At 25.5% G+C, this 17,888-nt stretch carries 16 protein-coding genes; all 16 read left to right on the top strand.

Translation table 11 applies throughout. The features are described from left to right. Positions 1-11: 11 nt before the first annotated feature. Positions 12-914, top strand: a complete 903-nt coding sequence (locus tag AEBR_RS02955) for an FkbM family methyltransferase (RefSeq protein ID WP_129086989.1) — start codon at positions 12-14, stop codon at positions 912-914. Between the two features lie 11 nt (positions 915-925). Then, positions 926-2,239 carry a CapA family protein gene (locus AEBR_RS02960; protein WP_129086990.1) on the top strand — a complete coding sequence of 438 codons (1,314 nt, stop codon included), beginning with the start codon at positions 926-928 and terminating at the stop codon, positions 2,237-2,239. Next, positions 2,232-2,801 (top strand): acyltransferase, encoded by a 570-nt coding sequence (locus tag AEBR_RS02965; protein ID WP_129086991.1) that lies wholly within the window; start codon positions 2,232-2,234, stop codon positions 2,799-2,801. The genes AEBR_RS02960 and AEBR_RS02965 overlap by 8 nt, the downstream gene beginning before the upstream one ends. Then, positions 2,798-4,540: an asparagine synthetase B family protein gene (locus tag AEBR_RS02970; protein WP_129086992.1), complete on the top strand. Its 1,743-nt coding sequence runs from the start codon at positions 2,798-2,800 to the stop codon at positions 4,538-4,540. Before AEBR_RS02965 ends, AEBR_RS02970 begins: the two co-directional genes overlap by 4 nt. Continuing rightward, on the top strand, positions 4,530-5,387 hold the full coding sequence (locus tag AEBR_RS02975) for a polysaccharide deacetylase family protein (protein ID WP_164969469.1): 858 nt from the start codon (positions 4,530-4,532) through the stop codon (positions 5,385-5,387). Before AEBR_RS02970 ends, AEBR_RS02975 begins: the two co-directional genes overlap by 11 nt. After that, positions 5,377-6,012, top strand: coding sequence for a hypothetical protein (locus AEBR_RS02980; protein ID WP_129086994.1), 636 nt, complete (start codon positions 5,377-5,379; stop codon positions 6,010-6,012). The genes AEBR_RS02975 and AEBR_RS02980 overlap by 11 nt, the downstream gene beginning before the upstream one ends. After that, a complete protein-coding gene (locus AEBR_RS02985; protein ID WP_129086995.1) occupies positions 6,009-7,175 on the top strand; it encodes a glycosyltransferase family 4 protein in 1,167 nt (388 codons plus the stop codon). Before AEBR_RS02980 ends, AEBR_RS02985 begins: the two co-directional genes overlap by 4 nt. Beyond that, on the top strand, positions 7,159-8,364 hold the full coding sequence (locus tag AEBR_RS02990; protein ID WP_129086996.1) for a glycosyltransferase family 4 protein: 1,206 nt from the start codon (positions 7,159-7,161) through the stop codon (positions 8,362-8,364). Before AEBR_RS02985 ends, AEBR_RS02990 begins: the two co-directional genes overlap by 17 nt. A 70-nt stretch (positions 8,365-8,434) precedes the next feature. After that, a complete protein-coding gene (locus tag AEBR_RS02995; RefSeq protein WP_164969470.1) occupies positions 8,435-9,646 on the top strand; it encodes a hypothetical protein in 1,212 nt (403 codons plus the stop codon). Further along, entirely contained in the window at positions 9,646-10,866 is a 1,221-nt protein-coding gene (locus AEBR_RS03000; RefSeq protein WP_129086998.1) for a glycosyltransferase family 4 protein, read from the top strand. The genes AEBR_RS02995 and AEBR_RS03000 overlap by 1 nt, the downstream gene beginning before the upstream one ends. Beyond that, positions 10,856-11,602 carry a glycosyltransferase family 2 protein gene (locus tag AEBR_RS03005; RefSeq protein ID WP_129086999.1) on the top strand — a complete coding sequence of 249 codons (747 nt, stop codon included), beginning with the start codon at positions 10,856-10,858 and terminating at the stop codon, positions 11,600-11,602. Before AEBR_RS03000 ends, AEBR_RS03005 begins: the two co-directional genes overlap by 11 nt. 63 nt (positions 11,603-11,665) lie before the next feature. Then, complete coding sequence (locus AEBR_RS03010; RefSeq protein ID WP_129087000.1) at positions 11,666-12,517, top strand: NAD-dependent epimerase/dehydratase family protein; 852 nt, start codon at positions 11,666-11,668, stop codon at positions 12,515-12,517. Next, positions 12,518-13,480: an MraY family glycosyltransferase gene (locus tag AEBR_RS03015; RefSeq protein ID WP_129087001.1), complete on the top strand. Its 963-nt coding sequence runs from the start codon at positions 12,518-12,520 to the stop codon at positions 13,478-13,480. Then, the gene (gene pglF / locus AEBR_RS03020) at positions 13,480-15,210 is read left to right on the top strand and encodes a UDP-N-acetylglucosamine 4,6-dehydratase (configuration-retaining) (RefSeq protein WP_129087002.1); all 1,731 of its coding nucleotides are present in this window, start codon (positions 13,480-13,482) and stop codon (positions 15,208-15,210) included. The genes AEBR_RS03015 and pglF overlap by 1 nt, the downstream gene beginning before the upstream one ends. A 177-nt stretch (positions 15,211-15,387) precedes the next feature. Next, on the top strand, positions 15,388-17,442 hold the full coding sequence (locus AEBR_RS03025) for a TonB-dependent receptor plug domain-containing protein (protein WP_228712171.1): 2,055 nt from the start codon (positions 15,388-15,390) through the stop codon (positions 17,440-17,442). Positions 17,443-17,451: 9 nt separating this feature from the next. After that, positions 17,452-17,880: a hypothetical protein gene (locus tag AEBR_RS03030; protein WP_129087003.1), complete on the top strand. Its 429-nt coding sequence runs from the start codon at positions 17,452-17,454 to the stop codon at positions 17,878-17,880. The last annotated feature ends 8 nt before the right edge of the window (positions 17,881-17,888 follow it).

The raw sequence follows: 17,888 nt of genomic DNA on the forward strand, positions 1-17,888 counted from the left end.
AAGGAAATAAAATGTATGAAGAAGTTAGTGCTAAAAAGTTTTTATTAGGTTATATTAAATCAAAACTTATAGATATTGGACTAATTAAAAAAGTTGATACTGAATATTGTGGACAAAAAATCATGCTTAATGATATAGGTTCAAATGCAGTTCTTAAGCAAATAGCATCTTACGGATGGTGGGGGCATGAGCCAGAATTGAAAATATTTATGGAAAAGTATAATTTTGACATAGATACCTTTGTTGATGGTGGAGCAAACATAGGGTTTTATTCAATCGTATTTTCACTTAACCACAATAGTGTAAAGTGTATAGCAGTAGAAGCACTTGATAGAAATATAGACTATATTACAAAGTTGAAAAGTCGTAATAACTTTGACTTTGATATTGTTTCAAAAGCAATAGACGCTAATGATGATAGAAGTGTAGAATTTTATATACCCTTAAACATGGGGGAAAATAAGCTTTCCGCAATTGGCTCAGTAGATAAGGATTTTAGGAGTTCTCAAGGAAATAAGCTTATACAATATGAAATAAAAACTGTAAAAACTATTAGTTTGAAAACATTGTTAACCAATAGTAAAAGAAGCTTAGTCAAATTAGATATTGAAGGCAATGAACTAAATGTATTAGAAAATAGTTTAGATACATTAGATACAAATAATATTGATTTTATTTTAGAAATTATGATTTTAGATAGAGATAAATATAAGTTGTTCAATCTTATGAAAAGTTTTGGCTATAAAGCATATTTGATTACAAACAAAGGACTAGTAGAAGAAAATAAGCCTTTGACTATGCCATATCCATATCCTGACACAAATGGTACTCTCTGGAGAAATCATTATTTTACAAAAAAAGATTCTATTGAAGTTGAAGATTTTTCTAAAAAAACATATGGACACTTCATATAAGGAAAAAATAATTGTTAAAAGTAAACAATGCAAATTTAAGAGTAAATGATACTGAAGATTATAAATTTACAAATATATTAAACATAAACATCACAGGAGATTGGGCTCCTTCTCTTGGCAATATTTCAGATATCTTAATAGAAAAAGAAGAAGCTTATTATGGAGAATTGGTTAAGTATTTTCATAATGGAGATCTAAATATTGTAAACCTTGAAACAGTTATAGATACTCAAGAAAGAGATTTTGAAAAAAGTGCTGTAAGACTTATTGATAAACCAGAAGTCTTAAGTTCTCTAAAAAGTATTAATACTCATCTTGCATGTCTGGCAAATAATCATATTCTGGACAATGGGGCTAAAGGATTAACGGAAACTATCAAACACTTAAGAGAATATAAAATTGAATATGTAGGAGCAGGATTATCAAAAGTGGATATTTATAAACCTTATCTATTTGAAAAAAATAGTCAAAAAATAGCAGTTATAAATACAGCAGAAGGCGAAGAATCAAATGAAAAATACAATGGGCATATTGGAGCTTCAGATATTGAATCTTATAATATAATAGACCAAATAAGAGAGTGTAAACAACAAGGATATTTTACTATCCTTATTGCACATGCTGGGGTTGAATTTATCCCGACTCCTCCTCCTCATATACAAGAACTATATAGAACTTTTGTTGATGAGGGGGCTAATTTAGTTGTTGGACATCACCCTCATGTTCCACAAGGGCTTGAAATATATAAAGATGTTCCTATATTTTATTCATTAGGAAACTTTGGAATATTTAGAAAAAAGAGCAGATATATGGAGACAATAGGGTATTTGCTAAATATCAACATTATTAATAATAAGATATTTGAGATAAAGATAATTCCTTATAAAATAAGTGCAATGAGTATTAGTATCTTAAGGAATCAAGAATTTGAGAATTTTAGAATAAATTTTAAAAAAAGTTCTGAATATATACAAAATAATTCTATTTTAAAAACTATTTGGAGAGAATATATTTTCTTTAGATATCTTGATGTAAGATTAAAGAATATTGTAAAGGAATATTCTCTAAACAGTAAAAAGTTTAAATCTTCACAAATTAATTTTGTATCTCAATATTCAGAAAAATTTATGTTTTTAGAAGAAACTAACAAAATTTCTAAGTTTGAATATCTTGATTATTTAAAAGAATTTGGATGCATTAAGAAATTAAAATTTTCGGAAAAAATATTTTATTTTACAAAAGATAAATTATACTTTTTTGAAACTTTTAGAAAAAAAATATTGAAGTTCTTAGTTAAAATTGAAAGGTTAATAAAAAATGTTTAGAAAAATTTTTTCTCGTTTATTTAAATTAATGCTTTTTTTTAACAAAAATATTAAAACTCATGGCAAAATCTCAATTATAAAAAAACCAATAATTAATATTAAAAATGGGTGCTTACTAGAATTGGGAAATGGTGTTAAGTTAAATTCTGATAATTTGAAATATCATTTAAATATGTATACTCCTGTTAAATTATATGCAGATAGAGAAGGCGCTAAAATTATTATAAAAGAAAATACTAGAATACATGGTAGTTGTATTCATTCATATGAATATATTGAGATTGGGAGAAATTGTTTGATTGCAGCAAATTGTCAAATCTTTGATGGAAGTGGTCATGATTTGTATGTTGATAATCCTCAGAATAGAATAAATACAGAAGGAAACTCAAAACCAATTATCATTGGAGATAATTGTTGGATTGGGGCAAACAGTATAATTTTACCAGGTTCAAGATTAGGTAACAATTGTGTAGTTAGTGCTGGATCAATAGTAAGAGGTATATTTGTGGATAATAGTTTAATTTCTGGGAATCCAGCTAAAATTGTTAAGGAATTAACTTGAATTTTCTAACAATATTAAATGAACCTATTAATATTCTAACAGATATAGAATTTAATGGAAAATTCATCCATTTAGAACAAAATTATTCTTTAGAACATTGGAATGAATTTTTTGATATAGAATTAAATGTTAGAATGATTATTCTTGGTAGACCTGTTATTGAAATTAGTGAATGGTGTAATTATAAAGAGAATGAAAAATCTTATATAACAAAACATTTAATTAATAAATATTGTAAAAGTAAATTAAATAATTTTTGTAAAAATTTAAATGGAGCATTTACAATAGTTATTTTAGATTATAATAAAAATAAAATGATATTAATTACTGATAAAGTAGGCGTCTTTCCTGTTTATATTAACGAAGCTGAAGATATATATAATTTTCAGATTTCTACAAATCCAGATATTTTATCGAGATATATCAATAAAAAAACTCTAGATAAAGTTTCTATAGCAGAGTTCATAAATAAGGGATTTATCTATCATCCAAACACGTATTATAGTGAAATTAAAAGTTTAGATAATTCTAGTTATATTTGTTGGGACTTTTCAAAAAAAACTTATAATAAATATAAATATTTTGATTTCAAATTTAAATTTATTTTTGACAAACAAGTTTTGATTGATAAGTTTGCAAAGGCATTAATAATGTCAATACAAAGAAGAACTACTAAATGGTATGGTACACAGGCAGTAATGCTAAGTGGTGGAGGTGATTCTCGAACTATTCTTACTAATAGCTTGAATAATGATATTGAGGCAATAACATTTTATGATGAAGAAAATTTTGAACTTTATATTTCTAAGCAAATTACAAATAGGTTATCAAAAAAACATATTTTAATAAAAAGAAATAAAGATTATTATGTAGATAGCTTATATGATTCTGTTAAAAATAATTGTGGTATGTCTTGTTTCAGACATGATCATTTTATTCATGAAAAAGATAATAAAATATTAAAAAAATATAGTTCCATTTTAACGGGATGTTTTGCAGATTGGATGTTTAAAGGTATAGCCTTGAATACACATAAAATAAAAATTTTTAATAAAGAATTTCCAATTAGTAAATTAGATAATTATAAGAGATCTTTTTTTGGTACGGATGTAGAAGTAGAGAAATATTATTTTCAAAAAATATTAAATAGAGAAAAAAAAATATTTAACAATAATTTTGATTTACCATTTGAAATTGAACAGAGAAGAATTTTTCCCTTGTTTCAGGAAGAAACGTTTACTACAAGGATTTCTTTACAAAGAGAATTTGATTGGGATATTGTATTTGTAGATAATGATATTATTGAAGTATATTTAAATACTCCTATTATGTATAAAATTGATGGTGATTTATATAATGAAGTTTTGAAAAAATTGAATATTCTTACTTTAGATATTGTACATTCTGATAAAAAAATGAGAATAGGAACTAATAAATACGTTGCATCATTATTACTTATTTTCAAAAAATTTAAAAATATTTTGCAGTCTAATAAAAATAATTCAAGTGGCTCTTGGTTAGACTATAAGAAATATATGAAAAATAATAAAAAAATTAGTATGATTTTTGATAATATAAACGAGGATGTTAAAATAATAGTTAATGATATTTTAGGTTATGATTTGTGGGAAATGAGTTTAGATGAAATAATTAAGAATGATTTTAGGACCTATTATAATGTAATAAATTTCAGTTTTTGGTATGATAACTTTTTTAAAGGTGATAAAAATGAAAAATAAAATAATTGTTGTTATGTATCATGAAGTTCTCCCAATAAATACAGAGTTTTTAGATAATTCATTATGTACAAGTATCGATAATTTTATAGATCATCTAGAATTTTATAGGAATACTTTTGAAATAGTTGATGTGAATAATATTTATAAAAAGACTTCTAAAATAAAGTTATTGATTACTTTTGATGATGGATATGTTGGAAATTTTAAGTATGTTTTCCCCTTACTAAAAAAGTATGAAATACCTATATTATTTTTTATATCAACTGATTTTGTATCAAAGACAAATGGCTATTGGATTTTATTATTGAAATATGTTAAACAAAAAAAATCTTCTTTTATCTTTTTATCAAAAATTAATATTTTCTTAACTCCATTATTAATTAAGTATAATATTGTCAATATTTTAAAATTATTTTTTAAGTATAGTTATATTGAAAAAATAAACTTCTATATAAAGAATAGTCAAATTAGAGATATGTTTATGGATTGGAATCAAATTTTTGAAATGAACTCTTCAAACTTAGTGACTTTTGGCGCACATACAAAAACTCACCCAATTTTATCAAAATTGAAATATGAAGAGCAACATGAGGAAATAATTGGATCAATAAATGTACTAGAAAAAAAATTGAATACAAAGATTTCTAATTTTGCTTACCCTTTTGGGAAAGCCATACATTTTAATTCTGATAGTATAAAAATTTGTCAATCAAGAAAGTTAAATATTTTTACTACAGAAAAAGGGGATAATAATTTATTTGATAAATATTATATAAAAAGAATAGGTATTCATAATGAACCAGTAAGTATTTTACAAGAAAAATTGAAGGCATATTATGAAATGTAATCTTTCTCTTATTATGTTAAAAATTCTATTTTACAGTGGTATGCTACATTTTGTGAATAATTTATTTAGTAGATTAACATATATGAAATTTATAAGGTTTTTTAATTTATGTAGAAAAAATGGTTTAGGAAGAAAGTATTTAGAATTAGAAATAATGCCTAAGTACTATCCTTCATCAAAAAATGAAAAAATACTACTTATTGGTTCAATGAAGTATAATTTACATTATTCTTATTTTTACTTAAATAATGATGTATATATTATTGAACCTAATAATAAAGAAGAAAAATGTTCAGGACGTGCCTTTTTTATTAATGATTATATTGAGAACATTGATAAATATATTCAAAATAATTTTATTGATATTATACAATTCAATGGAGTTTATGGGTGGGGATTAAATGAAAGTGATAAATTAATAGAAGCAATTGATAAAATTTATAATGTGATGAATAATGATGCAATATTAATATTTGGACATAATAGTAAAACTAATAATCCATTAAATATATCGGATAAGTATGATTACTTTTTCAATAAGTATAAGCAAGAATCTAATGAAATTCTTCCCAAAATTGAGTTTAATAATGTGGATCAAATATACATAGGATTTAAAAAGAAATGAAAGTATTAGTGGTGAGTAGCAAATTTCGTCCTGAATACTCAGGATCAGGGTATCGTGCTGAAAATACTTATAAAAGACTTTCAAAAAAGTTTAACGTTGACTATAGTATCGTAACTAATTCTTTAATATATAAAAATGATAAATATTATGATAATGTGTATAGAATAGGCAGAAAATTTAAAGTTGATAATTGTAATCTCATAAAAAGAAAAATTTTCACTCTATTTAATATGATAAGAGAGCTTTATAAATCATGGAAATATATAAAAGATAGAAAAGATGAATTTGACTTAGTTCATACTTTTGGAAATAGTTGGTCAGTTACTTTTTTTACACTTTATTTTAATTATTTAGATAAACCAATAATAAGAGAACTTTGTAATGAAATGGATAATCCTCTTTATCCACCTATATTTGAAAAACAGATGAGCAAAACTTTTAAAAAAGAGAATACATTAATGGTGGCTATCTCAAAAAGACTTGAATATGTATGCAAAAGATTTGATATAAAAAATATATGGCAAAGACCAAATCCAATTGACGAAAAGAAGTTTTTTATAAACTATGACAAAAAATATATGTTAAGGGCTAATCTATCTAAATTTAGTCAAGATGATATAGTATTAGTACACTTAGCTAACTATAGACCTTCAAAAAATCATATCTTTCTTGTAGAGATGATGAAGTATCTTCCTAATAATTTTAAATTGCTTTTAGCTGGACCTCTAAAAAAGCAGGATATTGGTAATTTTCAAAAGATAAGTAATAAAATAAGAGAGTGTCATTTAGAGAATAGAATTGATTTACAAAGTGGATTTATAGATAATTTTAATGAATATATACAAATGAGTGATATTTTTTTATTTCCTTCTCTCTCTGAAGGGTTAGGGACACCTATATACGAAGCACAGGCATGTGGTGTCCCTGTAGTTTCAAATTTTATAGAAGATGTAACTAATCTAGCGATTAAAGATAACATTGGAGGTTTTGTTTTAGAATTAAATGAAGAAGAATTTGCCAAAAAGGTTATAGAAGCGAATAAAATAACTAGAGAAAATTTAATATATAATAGTAAAGAAATATTAGAAAAAACATCTTCTGAAGTTATTGATGAAGAATATTTTAATATAATCAACAAAATAAAAAATGAAAACAGATATTAAAAAAATAGCACTCTTAACTTCTACCTTTTTTCCTTCTATTGGTGGAGTGGAGGTTGGAATTCATAATATTGCTCTAAGGCTTATATCAAAAGGACTTGAACCTGTTGTAATAGCTCCATATAACTCTAAAAATTTCAAATATTTAGATAAATTACCTTATGAGGTATATATTTTGCCTCCAAAGATATTTCATCTTTTTAGTTATCTTTCAGAGTGTGTGGCTAAAGCCATATATACTTTTGTTTATAGTTATTTACAAAAAAAATATAACTTTGATATTTGGCATATCACTATGGGGTATCCTGCTGGTGTTTCATTTGTTGATTATGCAAAAAAATACAAAATTCCCTATCTTGTAAGATGTGCAGGTTCTGATATACAAGTCTCAGATAGAGGAGACTATGGGGTAAGAAGAAATAGCAAAATAGATGAGTTTATAAAAATAAAACTAATTCAAATGCCATGCTTGATATCTATTTCAAACTCAGTATATGAAGAGTATAAAAAACTAAATGTATCTGATGAGAGTATAGTGAATATCACAAATGGAGTAAGTACAAATTTATTTGATGAAATACAAATAGACAAAGAAAAAATATATACAAAATATAATATTCCAAAAGATTTCAAACTATTTTTATCTGTAGGCAGAAACCATCCAAAAAAGAATTTCAAACTGCTATTTCAAGTGGCTAAAGGATTAAGAGATAGAAATTTTACGAAATTTATTTTTGTAATAGTAGGAGACAATTCAGATGATCTATATCAATATTTAACTGATGATATAAAAGAAAATATTTTACTTTTAGATTCATTTGGGATAGACTTTGAAGATGGGGTTCCTGTAATTCCGCATAGGGATTTGATTAGTTTATATAAAGCAAGTGATTTGTTCGTATTTCCAAGCTACATAGAAACTTTTGGAATAGTTCTCATAGAAGCAATGGCGGCAGGGTTGCCAATAGTTACGACTGATGTTGAAGGATGTAGAGATTTAGTTAGTGATGGAGAAAATGGGTACCTATTGGATCCTGAAAGTAGTGTTGATTTTGTTTATAAAATCATCCATATTATGAATGATGATAATTTATATAAAAAGTTTGCTCAAAATAATATTTTAAAAGCCAAAGAATTTGATTGGGATATTATTGTCGATAAATATATTGAAACTTATAAAAAATTAGGATAATTATAATATGCTTAGTTTGTACAAAGTCTATAATTTTTTAATTACAATTGCATTATTACATTTTTTATTTGTGGATTTTACTATTTTCCCATATCTAGTAAAGTTTGGATTTATAGATGCATATCATCCTACAATAGTAAATATAGCTTTAATGCTTGCCATTTTACTAGTTTTCTCACGATTGAAAAAAACACGAATAGCTTTTCCTATTACTACAATTAATTTACTTTTTTTCAGTTTCTTTTTTTTACTCATTTTTGAAAATATTAATGCAGTAGTAAGTATGGATTTTCCTTCAATGACATTTAACACAAAAATCATTCTTAATGCTATGACAATTTTAGTTGTCTTATTTAGTATGAAATATATTTATGAAAAAGAGAAAATTCTTGATTTAATATTAAAACCATATATTTATTTAGTGATAATAATGTCAATATTTTCTTTTGTAGCATTTATTTTGATTATATCAAATAGTGTTGATTTGACAGCGTGGATAGTCGATAAATCTTTAGTAAGAGGGATAGATAATGATCCAAGAGGAATATATAGTTTCCCATTATATTTATCACTTTTAGATATAGACTCAAATAATTCTTTTACCATTTTTGGATTACCTACTTTAAAGTTATCATCATGGTGTAAAGAACCACAACAATTTGCATTTTTAGCTTCTCCTGTTATATTTTTAATACACTTAATAAATATAAAAAGAAAAGTTTTATTTCAATTTTTTATTATATTTGCCGTTATTTTAACTTCATCACTTACAGCTTATATTATTTTATTGATGATATTTATTTTATATACATTATTTAAGAGCAAGTTTTCATTTAAAGTTATTGGTTTGGTGTTTATAGTGTTTTCAACTATTTGGCTAGTTGATTATATAGAAAATACGACTTTTGAAAAATCTATTTTCAATAAATTTACTTCGTCAACAGGATTACAAAGTATAGGAATACATCATAAGATGTTAATTTCAGAGAACTTCATTGGAACTAGCATCTCAGGATTTAATACTAACTATGATGATTCTGAAGGAAGTTTCATTACATCTATTTTGTATTATTCTTTTGTGGGGATTATTCTTGTATTGGCAATGCGATTAATAATCTTGAATAAAAATAAAGAACGATATTTACTAGGATTTACACTCTTATATTTCATTGTACATTTTACAAAAAGTACATCATATCTTTATATCACTTTTGTATTTTATATTTTATTTATTTCAAGTATGGTGATGGAAAGTAAGAAATTAAAAGAAAGTAGCTTATAATGAAAATCTCATACATAAGTATGCAGTTTCCAGTACCAAGTGAAACCTTTGCTTCTTTAGATGTAAATGCACTTTTAAAGTTAGGTAACAAGATAGATGTTTATTGTCTTAGACCAAAGCATAAACAATTTAATCAATTGATGAACCAAAGGCATAAAGATTGTGATGATTTAACTATTAAGCATCTAGATTTCTTAAACTTTGTGATGGCAATAATATTTATGATATCTAATCCTTTAAAATTATTTTCAATAATAGAATGGATTATTAAAGTAAATTGTAATCTAAAAGATATTATAAAAAGTATTGTTCTGTTACCTTCAATATTTTTTATTTATAGACTACTTAAAAAAAATAAACCTGATATTGTGCATCTATTTTGGGGACATTATCCATCTATGCTTTTATATCTTTTAGAAAAGTATATGCCCGATGTTCCTTTTACTATGTTTTTGGGTGCTCATGACTTAGAGACAAAATACCAAGGAAGTGTAGAAATGTCACACTATGCCAAAAAAGTATTTACTCACTCTTATGATAATGTTGAAGCACTCATAACTATGGGAGTAGAAAAAGAAAAAATAGAAGTATTACATCGTGGAACGGTAGTAAGTGATGAAATAATAGATAATGTAAATGAAAAAAAACTTGAAAGTGGAAATATCACTTTTTTAATAGCATCAAGACTTATTAAAGAGAAAGGGATTGATGAAGTTATTGATGTATTTGCAGATTTTGTTAAAAAGTATTCTTCTTCAAAGCTTTTTATTGCAGGTGCTGGACCTTATAAAGAAAATTTGCAAAAAAGAATTGAACAATATTCTTTAAAAAAGAATATTATATTTTTAGGTCATATATCGCAGAATGAATTATTCAATTATATGAATAAAACAAACTTTTTTATTTTAATGTCAAGATATAAAGCAGAAAGATTACCAAATGTTCTGAAAGAAGCAATGCTTAGAAAATGTATTTGTATTACTACCTATACAATAGGTATCGAAGAGCTTATAAAAAATAAAGAAAATGGATTTATTTTTGAGAATAAAGAACAAGTGTGTAACTTTCTTAATAATATTGATTTTGATCATAATTCTTTAGAAAATATTACAAAAAAAGGTCAAAAAAACATAATAGAAAAATTTGATGTTAATAAAATTATGCAAAAATATTTCAATACTTGGGAAAATATAATTAAGGATAAAAATAATGCAAAATGAATTAGTTTCTATAATTACACCATCTTATAATTCAGCTAAGTTTATATCTGAAACTATAGAATCAGTTTTAGCTCAAACTTATAAAAATTGGGAAATGATAATAGTAGATGACTGTTCTCCTGACAAAGCTAATGATATAATAAATAAATATATTAAAAAAGATAATCGTATTAGATTAATAAAACTGAAAAAAAATAAAGGTCCTGCCGTTGCAAGAAATATTGCAACTAAAGAAGCAAGAGGTAAATATATCGCATTTTTAGATAGTGATGATATTTGGTTTAATAATAAACTTGAAAAACAAATTGATTTTATGAAAAAGAATAATTTAGTTTTAACATATAGTGCTTATGAAACAATTAATGAAAATAACAAGCATATTAATACAAGATATATAAAAGAAGTTATAACTTATAAAGACATGTTAAAATCGAATCGAATAGGAAATTTAACAGGTATATATGATACTAATAAAATTGGTAAATATTATATGGATGATGTAAGACATGAAGATTATACTTTATGGCTTAAGATAATGAAAGATATAAACTATACAAAAGGATTAAATGAATCATTAGCTAAGTATAGAATTTTAAATAAATCTATTTCTTCTAATAAAATTAAAGTATTAAGTTGGACATGGAATATATATAGGAATAATTTGAATTTAAATATTTTTAAAAGTAGTTATTATTTTATTCATTATATATATTATTCTTTGATAAAAAGATTTTAATTATATTGAAAAAAATACTATATATGCACATCTTATACGTAAGAATTGGAGATCTCAAACTAAATGAAATTATTAATAACAGGAAGTAATGGGTATGTTGGAAGAAATTTTATAAATTATATTAAAAATAAATATGTTATTGCAAAATTTTCACTATTAAACCAAGAATTAAAGAATATAGATTTTACAGAAATTGATGTATTAGTACATTGTGCTGCTCTTGTACATCAAAAAATAGAGCATAATTATGAAAAATATTATCAGATAAATGTAGATTATCCTGTAAAATTAGCAAAACTAGCAAAAGAAAATGGTGTAAAACAGTTTGTATTTATAAGCACTATTGCTGTTTATGGTGAAGAAAAAGAAAAACTAGATGAAAATACTATTTGTAATCCAATAACACCTTATGGAAAAAGTAAGCTAGAAGCAGAAAAAGAGCTTTTGAAACTAAATGAGGATAATTTTGTAGTAAGTGTTATAAGAGCACCTATGGTTTATGGTAAGGACGCACCTGGAAATATAGATAGTTTAGTAAAACTAGTAAAAAAAATTCCTATCATACCTCTTGGTGGAATTGAAAATAAAAGAAGCTTCATATCTATTCAAAATTTATGTCATATGATTGATGAAGTTGCAACTCAACAAAAAAGTGGAATTTTTTTGGCTAGTGATGATGAGCCAATAAGTACTACTAGACTTATTGAATTAATAGCTAAAAATCTTGATAGAAAGATATATCTAATAAAAGTACCATTTTTTGAATTTTTATTAAAACTATTAAAACCAAGCTTTCATAAAAGACTTTATGGCAGTTTAGAAGTTAACAATACTCTTACGAAAAAGAGATTAAATCTAAAAAATCCTTATAGAATTGAAGAGGGAATAGAGTTTATGATAAAAGGAGAAAAATAGTTGTTTTATTTACTTCTTTTTATTTTCTCTTTTATTTTAACTTATCTAATAAAAAACTATGCTATCAAAAAATCTTTAGTTGCATCGGTAAACGAAAGAAGTTCACATACCACTCCAACTCCACATGGGGGAGGAATTGCAATTGCAATTACTTGGTTTATAGGACTTGTTTATTTAAAGTTTACATCTCAGATTGATGAAACACTTTTTAATACACTTTTAGTAGGATTTATTATCTCTTTTGTTAGTTTTTTTGATGATATTTATGAATTAAGTGCCAAATTTAGACTTCTTATTCAGGCTTCTGTTGCAGCTTTGGCTTTATTCTTATTAGGTGGATTTAATAGTTTAAATTTAGGCTTTTTTACAATCGAAAATCATTTTGTTACAAATATTTTTGCATTTTTTATGATTATTTGGTTTATAAATCTATATAACTTTTTAGATGGCATTAATGGTTATTCCGGAAGTGAAGCAGTATTTTTAGGTCTTGCTGGTTTACTAATTTTTGGTGGTTATCATTTTGGTATATTAGTCGTTGCAGTTCTAGGTTTTTTATTTTGGAATTATAATAAAGCTAAAATTTTTATGGGAGATGTGGGAAGTACACTTTTAGGTTTTAATATTGCAATATTTACAATCTATTACACAAATCAAGATTCTTTAAATTTTTGGATTTGGATCACTCTTTTTTCTCTTTTTTGGTTTGATGCAACTTATACTCTTATAAGAAGAAAATTAAACAAAGAAAAACTTTCCCAAGCACATAAAAAACATGCTTATCAAAGACTTACTCAAGCAAACTGGAGTCATTTTAAAGTTACAAATTATTCAATTATTATAAACCTTATTATTTTGGGATTTGTTTACTTTATTCCTAATATTTACGTAGCTTTTTTATTATCTTTAATATTATTATTTAGTATAATGCAATTCATAAATAGTAAAAAGGCTTTTTCATAATGTATTTTATTGATAAACGTATTTTAAATTTTGTAGTTATTATTTCACTTTCTATTATAACTTTTTGGTGGACATTTTTTATTTTTCATCTTCACTTCTCTTTAGATGTTGTATTTGGTGTAGTCTTAATACGAGCTCTTTGCTCTTTTCTTATTTTTAGAGATTACTCTCTGTCTTGGAGTAAAGCTAGTCAAAAAACTTTTTTAATGAAAAGTACTGTTTATATAATAGCTTTTTGTATCTATATGCCTTTTTATTATGGAGAATATAGATTTGCTTTTATGGCTTCGGAACTTGCTTTTTATCTTTTTGGTATAAACTTTTCAATGTATTCATATTACTATTTAGTAAATAGAAGTAGAGTTGAAAAAACAAAAAAGGCAGTTATTTATGGAGCTGGTAAGGCTGGTATTAAACTTGAAGAAGAGTTTAAAAACAGTAAATATAAAGTTAAATACTTTGTAGATGATGATAGGATTTTACAAAAAAGAACTATTGACTCTATTCCTATAATTTCGCCAAAAGTATTAAAAGAGAAGCTTGCTAATCAAAGATATGATATGCTCGTAATAGCTATGCCTAGTACCTCAAAAGATAGAATTAAAGAAATCTATGAGAAATTAAGTCCATACTTTAAAGAGATTAGAATTCTTCCTTCTCTTTCAGATATCTTATCAAATAAAGCTTTTAGTGAACAGCTTAAAAACATCTCAGTTGAAGATTTGCTGGCAAGGCATCCAAAAGATTTAGATAAGAAAAAAATAGAAACTTTTATAAAAGATAAGGTAGTTCTTATAACTGGAGCTGGTGGAAGTATAGGTAGTGAGATAAGCAGACAGTGCAAAAAATATGGAGCTAAACAGCTTATTTTAGTTGACCATAGTGAATTTAATCTTTACTCGATTACAGATGAGCTCAAAAGTGATATTGTAGTTCCAGTTATGCAAACAGTTAGAAATTTTGAACTTCTAGAGACTACTTTTGAAAAATATAAACCTCAGATAGTTATTCATGCAGCTGCATATAAACATGTTCCTTTGGTTGAAAGCAATATTTTAGAAGGAATTTCAAACAATATTATTGGAACTAAAAATGCTATTGATTTAGCCATTAAATATTCGATTCAAAAGTTTGTTCTAATCTCAACAGACAAAGCAGTTCGTCCAACAAATGTGATGGGTACTACAAAAAGAGTTTGTGAGCTTTATGCTCAAAATGTGAACAACAAAAATACAGAAATAGTCTCAGTTCGATTTGGAAATGTTTTAGGAAGTAGCGGAAGTGTAATCCCTAAGTTTAAAACACAAATTGAAAAAGGTGGACCAATTACTGTAACTCATCCTGATATTACAAGATACTTTATGCTTATCCCAGAAGCTTGTGAGTTAGTACTTCAAGCAGCCTCTATTGGAAAGGGTGGTGAGCTTTTTATTTTGGATATGGGAGAGCCTGTAAAAATTGTAGATTTAGCTAAAAAAATGATAGAGTTAAGTGGTAAAGAGGGGATAAATATTGAATTTTGTGGTTTAAGACCAGGAGAAAAACTCTATGAAGAACTTCTTATTAATGATAGTGATAAAAAAACTGACTATGAATCAATAATGGTTGCAAGCTCTACAGCATATGACATTACTAAACTAAATGCAGATATTCAAGAACTTCTTATATGTAAAGATAAAATCTCTAAATTAAAAGAGATAGTTCCTGAATTTAATCATCAAACAAATTAATTAAACAATATAGACAATTAAAAAGGGGCTTCTAAATGAAGCTTCTTTTTTATATCTATTTTTCTACATATATAATCAGTACTTATAATTATTTTATAAATTTATGTAATATTTAAGAGTAATCTAATTCTTTATTAATTATTATATTGATAATAATTATCATAATAAAGGATAAAGATGAATATTAATAGATTATTTCTTTCAAGTGTAGTTTCATCAATGTATTTGTACTCAGAAGGTCTACAATCTTTTAATGATGTAGTAATAACTGCAACGAAGACTGAAAATAGTGCAAAAGAGCTTACTACTGCTGTACAAATTATATCTGTAGAGCAAATTGAAAATAGTGGAGCTTCAAATCTATCTGAAATATTAAGTAGTGTTGCAGGTGTATATATTAATCCTTCAGGTAGTACATATCGTATTAGGGGAATGGAGCATGCAGATACATTAATACTAATTGATGGAAGAAGAGTAAATGGTGAATTTTCAAAAATTTTTGAATTAGAGAGAATTGCAGCGGATATGATTGAAAGAGTTGAGATACTAAAAGGTACTTCAAGTCTACTTTATGGTAGTGATGCTATGGGTGGAGTAATTAATATTATCACTAAAAAAGCAACAAAAGACAAACTTCGTGGGTCTATACAAGTTATTGGTGGAGAATACAAAAGAAGTGCTGATTTTATTGTCTCAAAAAAGTTTAAAGATACTTCATTTACACTTTTTACTAACTATATAAATAGGGATAGCTATAGTAAAGATAAAGTTGCAAATATAAAAATTATGCATTCAGGGGTGGAAAAATCACCTTCAAATTCTACTCTTCCTGCCACAGGTAATTATGGCACATTAGCTTCAGCATTATCAGATTCTTATAGTGTTAATAATGACTATTTATATAACCTAGAAGTTAAAAATATTGGAACAAAAATTTCTCATAATTTAAATGATGCAATATCTTTATATTTTGATTTTTCATATTTAGAAGAGGAAAAAGATGGGGAGTATATAAGTGATAGTTATGCTACTGCTTATGCAGGAGGTTCTGGAAATATTATGACAAAGTATGTTCCTGCACATCAATATAACAAAAACAAAAGATTAGATATTGCCTCAGGATTAGACTACTTTATTAATGACAATATGCATTTAAATTATAATATAGCATATTCAAGATATAAAAAAGATAGAAAATCATATACTCCTTTATATTCACAACTAGGTTACTCATCATATGAAGCATCTGCTTTTAGTGTGAATGAGTCGGTAATTAAATATTTAAATAACAACCTTCAATTTACACATACTATAAGTGAAAATAATAGATATATTTTAGGTGCAGAACATAGAATAAATGATACTACTTCAACAGCATTTAATGTAAATAATAGAACATATACTTCATTTTTTGCTCAACATGAGTATGATATTTTAAAAAATTTAAAACTTATTTATGGTGCAAGATATGATAAAACATCAATTGATGAGGATGAAGTCTCTTTTAGTTTTGGGGGAGTATATAGATTAACTAATAATCTATTTTTAAAAGCAAACTACTCAGAAGGTTTTAGAAGTCCTGATGATAGAGAACTCTATGTTGATCAAACAACACCTACAGGAAAGAAGAAGCTTGGAGCTGAAGTTATTGATTCTTCGCATGGTAAAACTTCACAATATAAGCTTAAATCTGAAAAGAGTAAGAGCTTTGAAGTTGGATTATTAGCAGATTTTGATATTGCAGACTTTGAAATTAATGCATATCAAACGGATGTAGATGATAGAATTTCAGAAGTTACATATAGTAACTATACTAGTTTTGAGAATATAAGTGATACTAAAATAAGAGGAGTTGAATCTGCTCTTTCATTCTCCCCTTTAGAAGATTTTTATATTGATATGAGTTTTGCTTATGTTGATGCAAAAAATGAAATAGAAAACAAAGAGTTAGTAGAAATTCCTAAATCAATTGCAGGTCTAACCTTAAAGTACAAACTAACAAAAAGTGTAGAATTAAAAACAATAACAAAATATGTTGGAGAACAGTATAGTAGTGATGAGGTTAAACTTGGTGGATATACAATTACAAATTTGAAACTAAATGTGACAAATATTATGAAAGATACAGACTTTTTTGTTGGAGTTGATAATATCTTTGACAAGCAAATGGATGACTATTTAGGCTTAATCCCACAATCAAACTTTTATGCAGGGATAAAATATAAATTTTAAGGAGAGAAAATGAAGAAGATAAAGACAATAATATTGGTAATGCTTTTTGCGCTAACATTAAATGCTCAAGAACAAAAGAGTAAAACAGATAAATTTAAAATTAATGAGTTAATAATTTTACCTCATATTGGTAAAGTGTTAAAAGATAATCTAAAAGAGTTAAATGTAACTGATATACAGATGCAACGTGTTTCAAAAGAGGTAAAACAAATATTTCCTCCAAAGTTTCAAGCTTTGATTAGAGAGGCTTTTCCTATTGAAAAAAGAGTTCAAAGAAAAGTTTTAAAAGGAGCAACTCCTGATGAATTAAAAGAGGACTTAGATAAAATTGCACAATTAAAAAGGGAAGCCATAAATATAAAAATTGAGGCTCTAAATGCTTTTAAAAAGATATTTACACAAGAGCAGTGGAGCATGATAACAAAGCTTTCAAAATAATACTGTAG

The sequence above is a fragment of the Halarcobacter ebronensis genome (assembly GCF_013201825.1).
In the GTDB taxonomy this organism is placed as follows: Bacteria; Campylobacterota; Campylobacteria; order Campylobacterales; family Arcobacteraceae; genus Halarcobacter; species Halarcobacter ebronensis.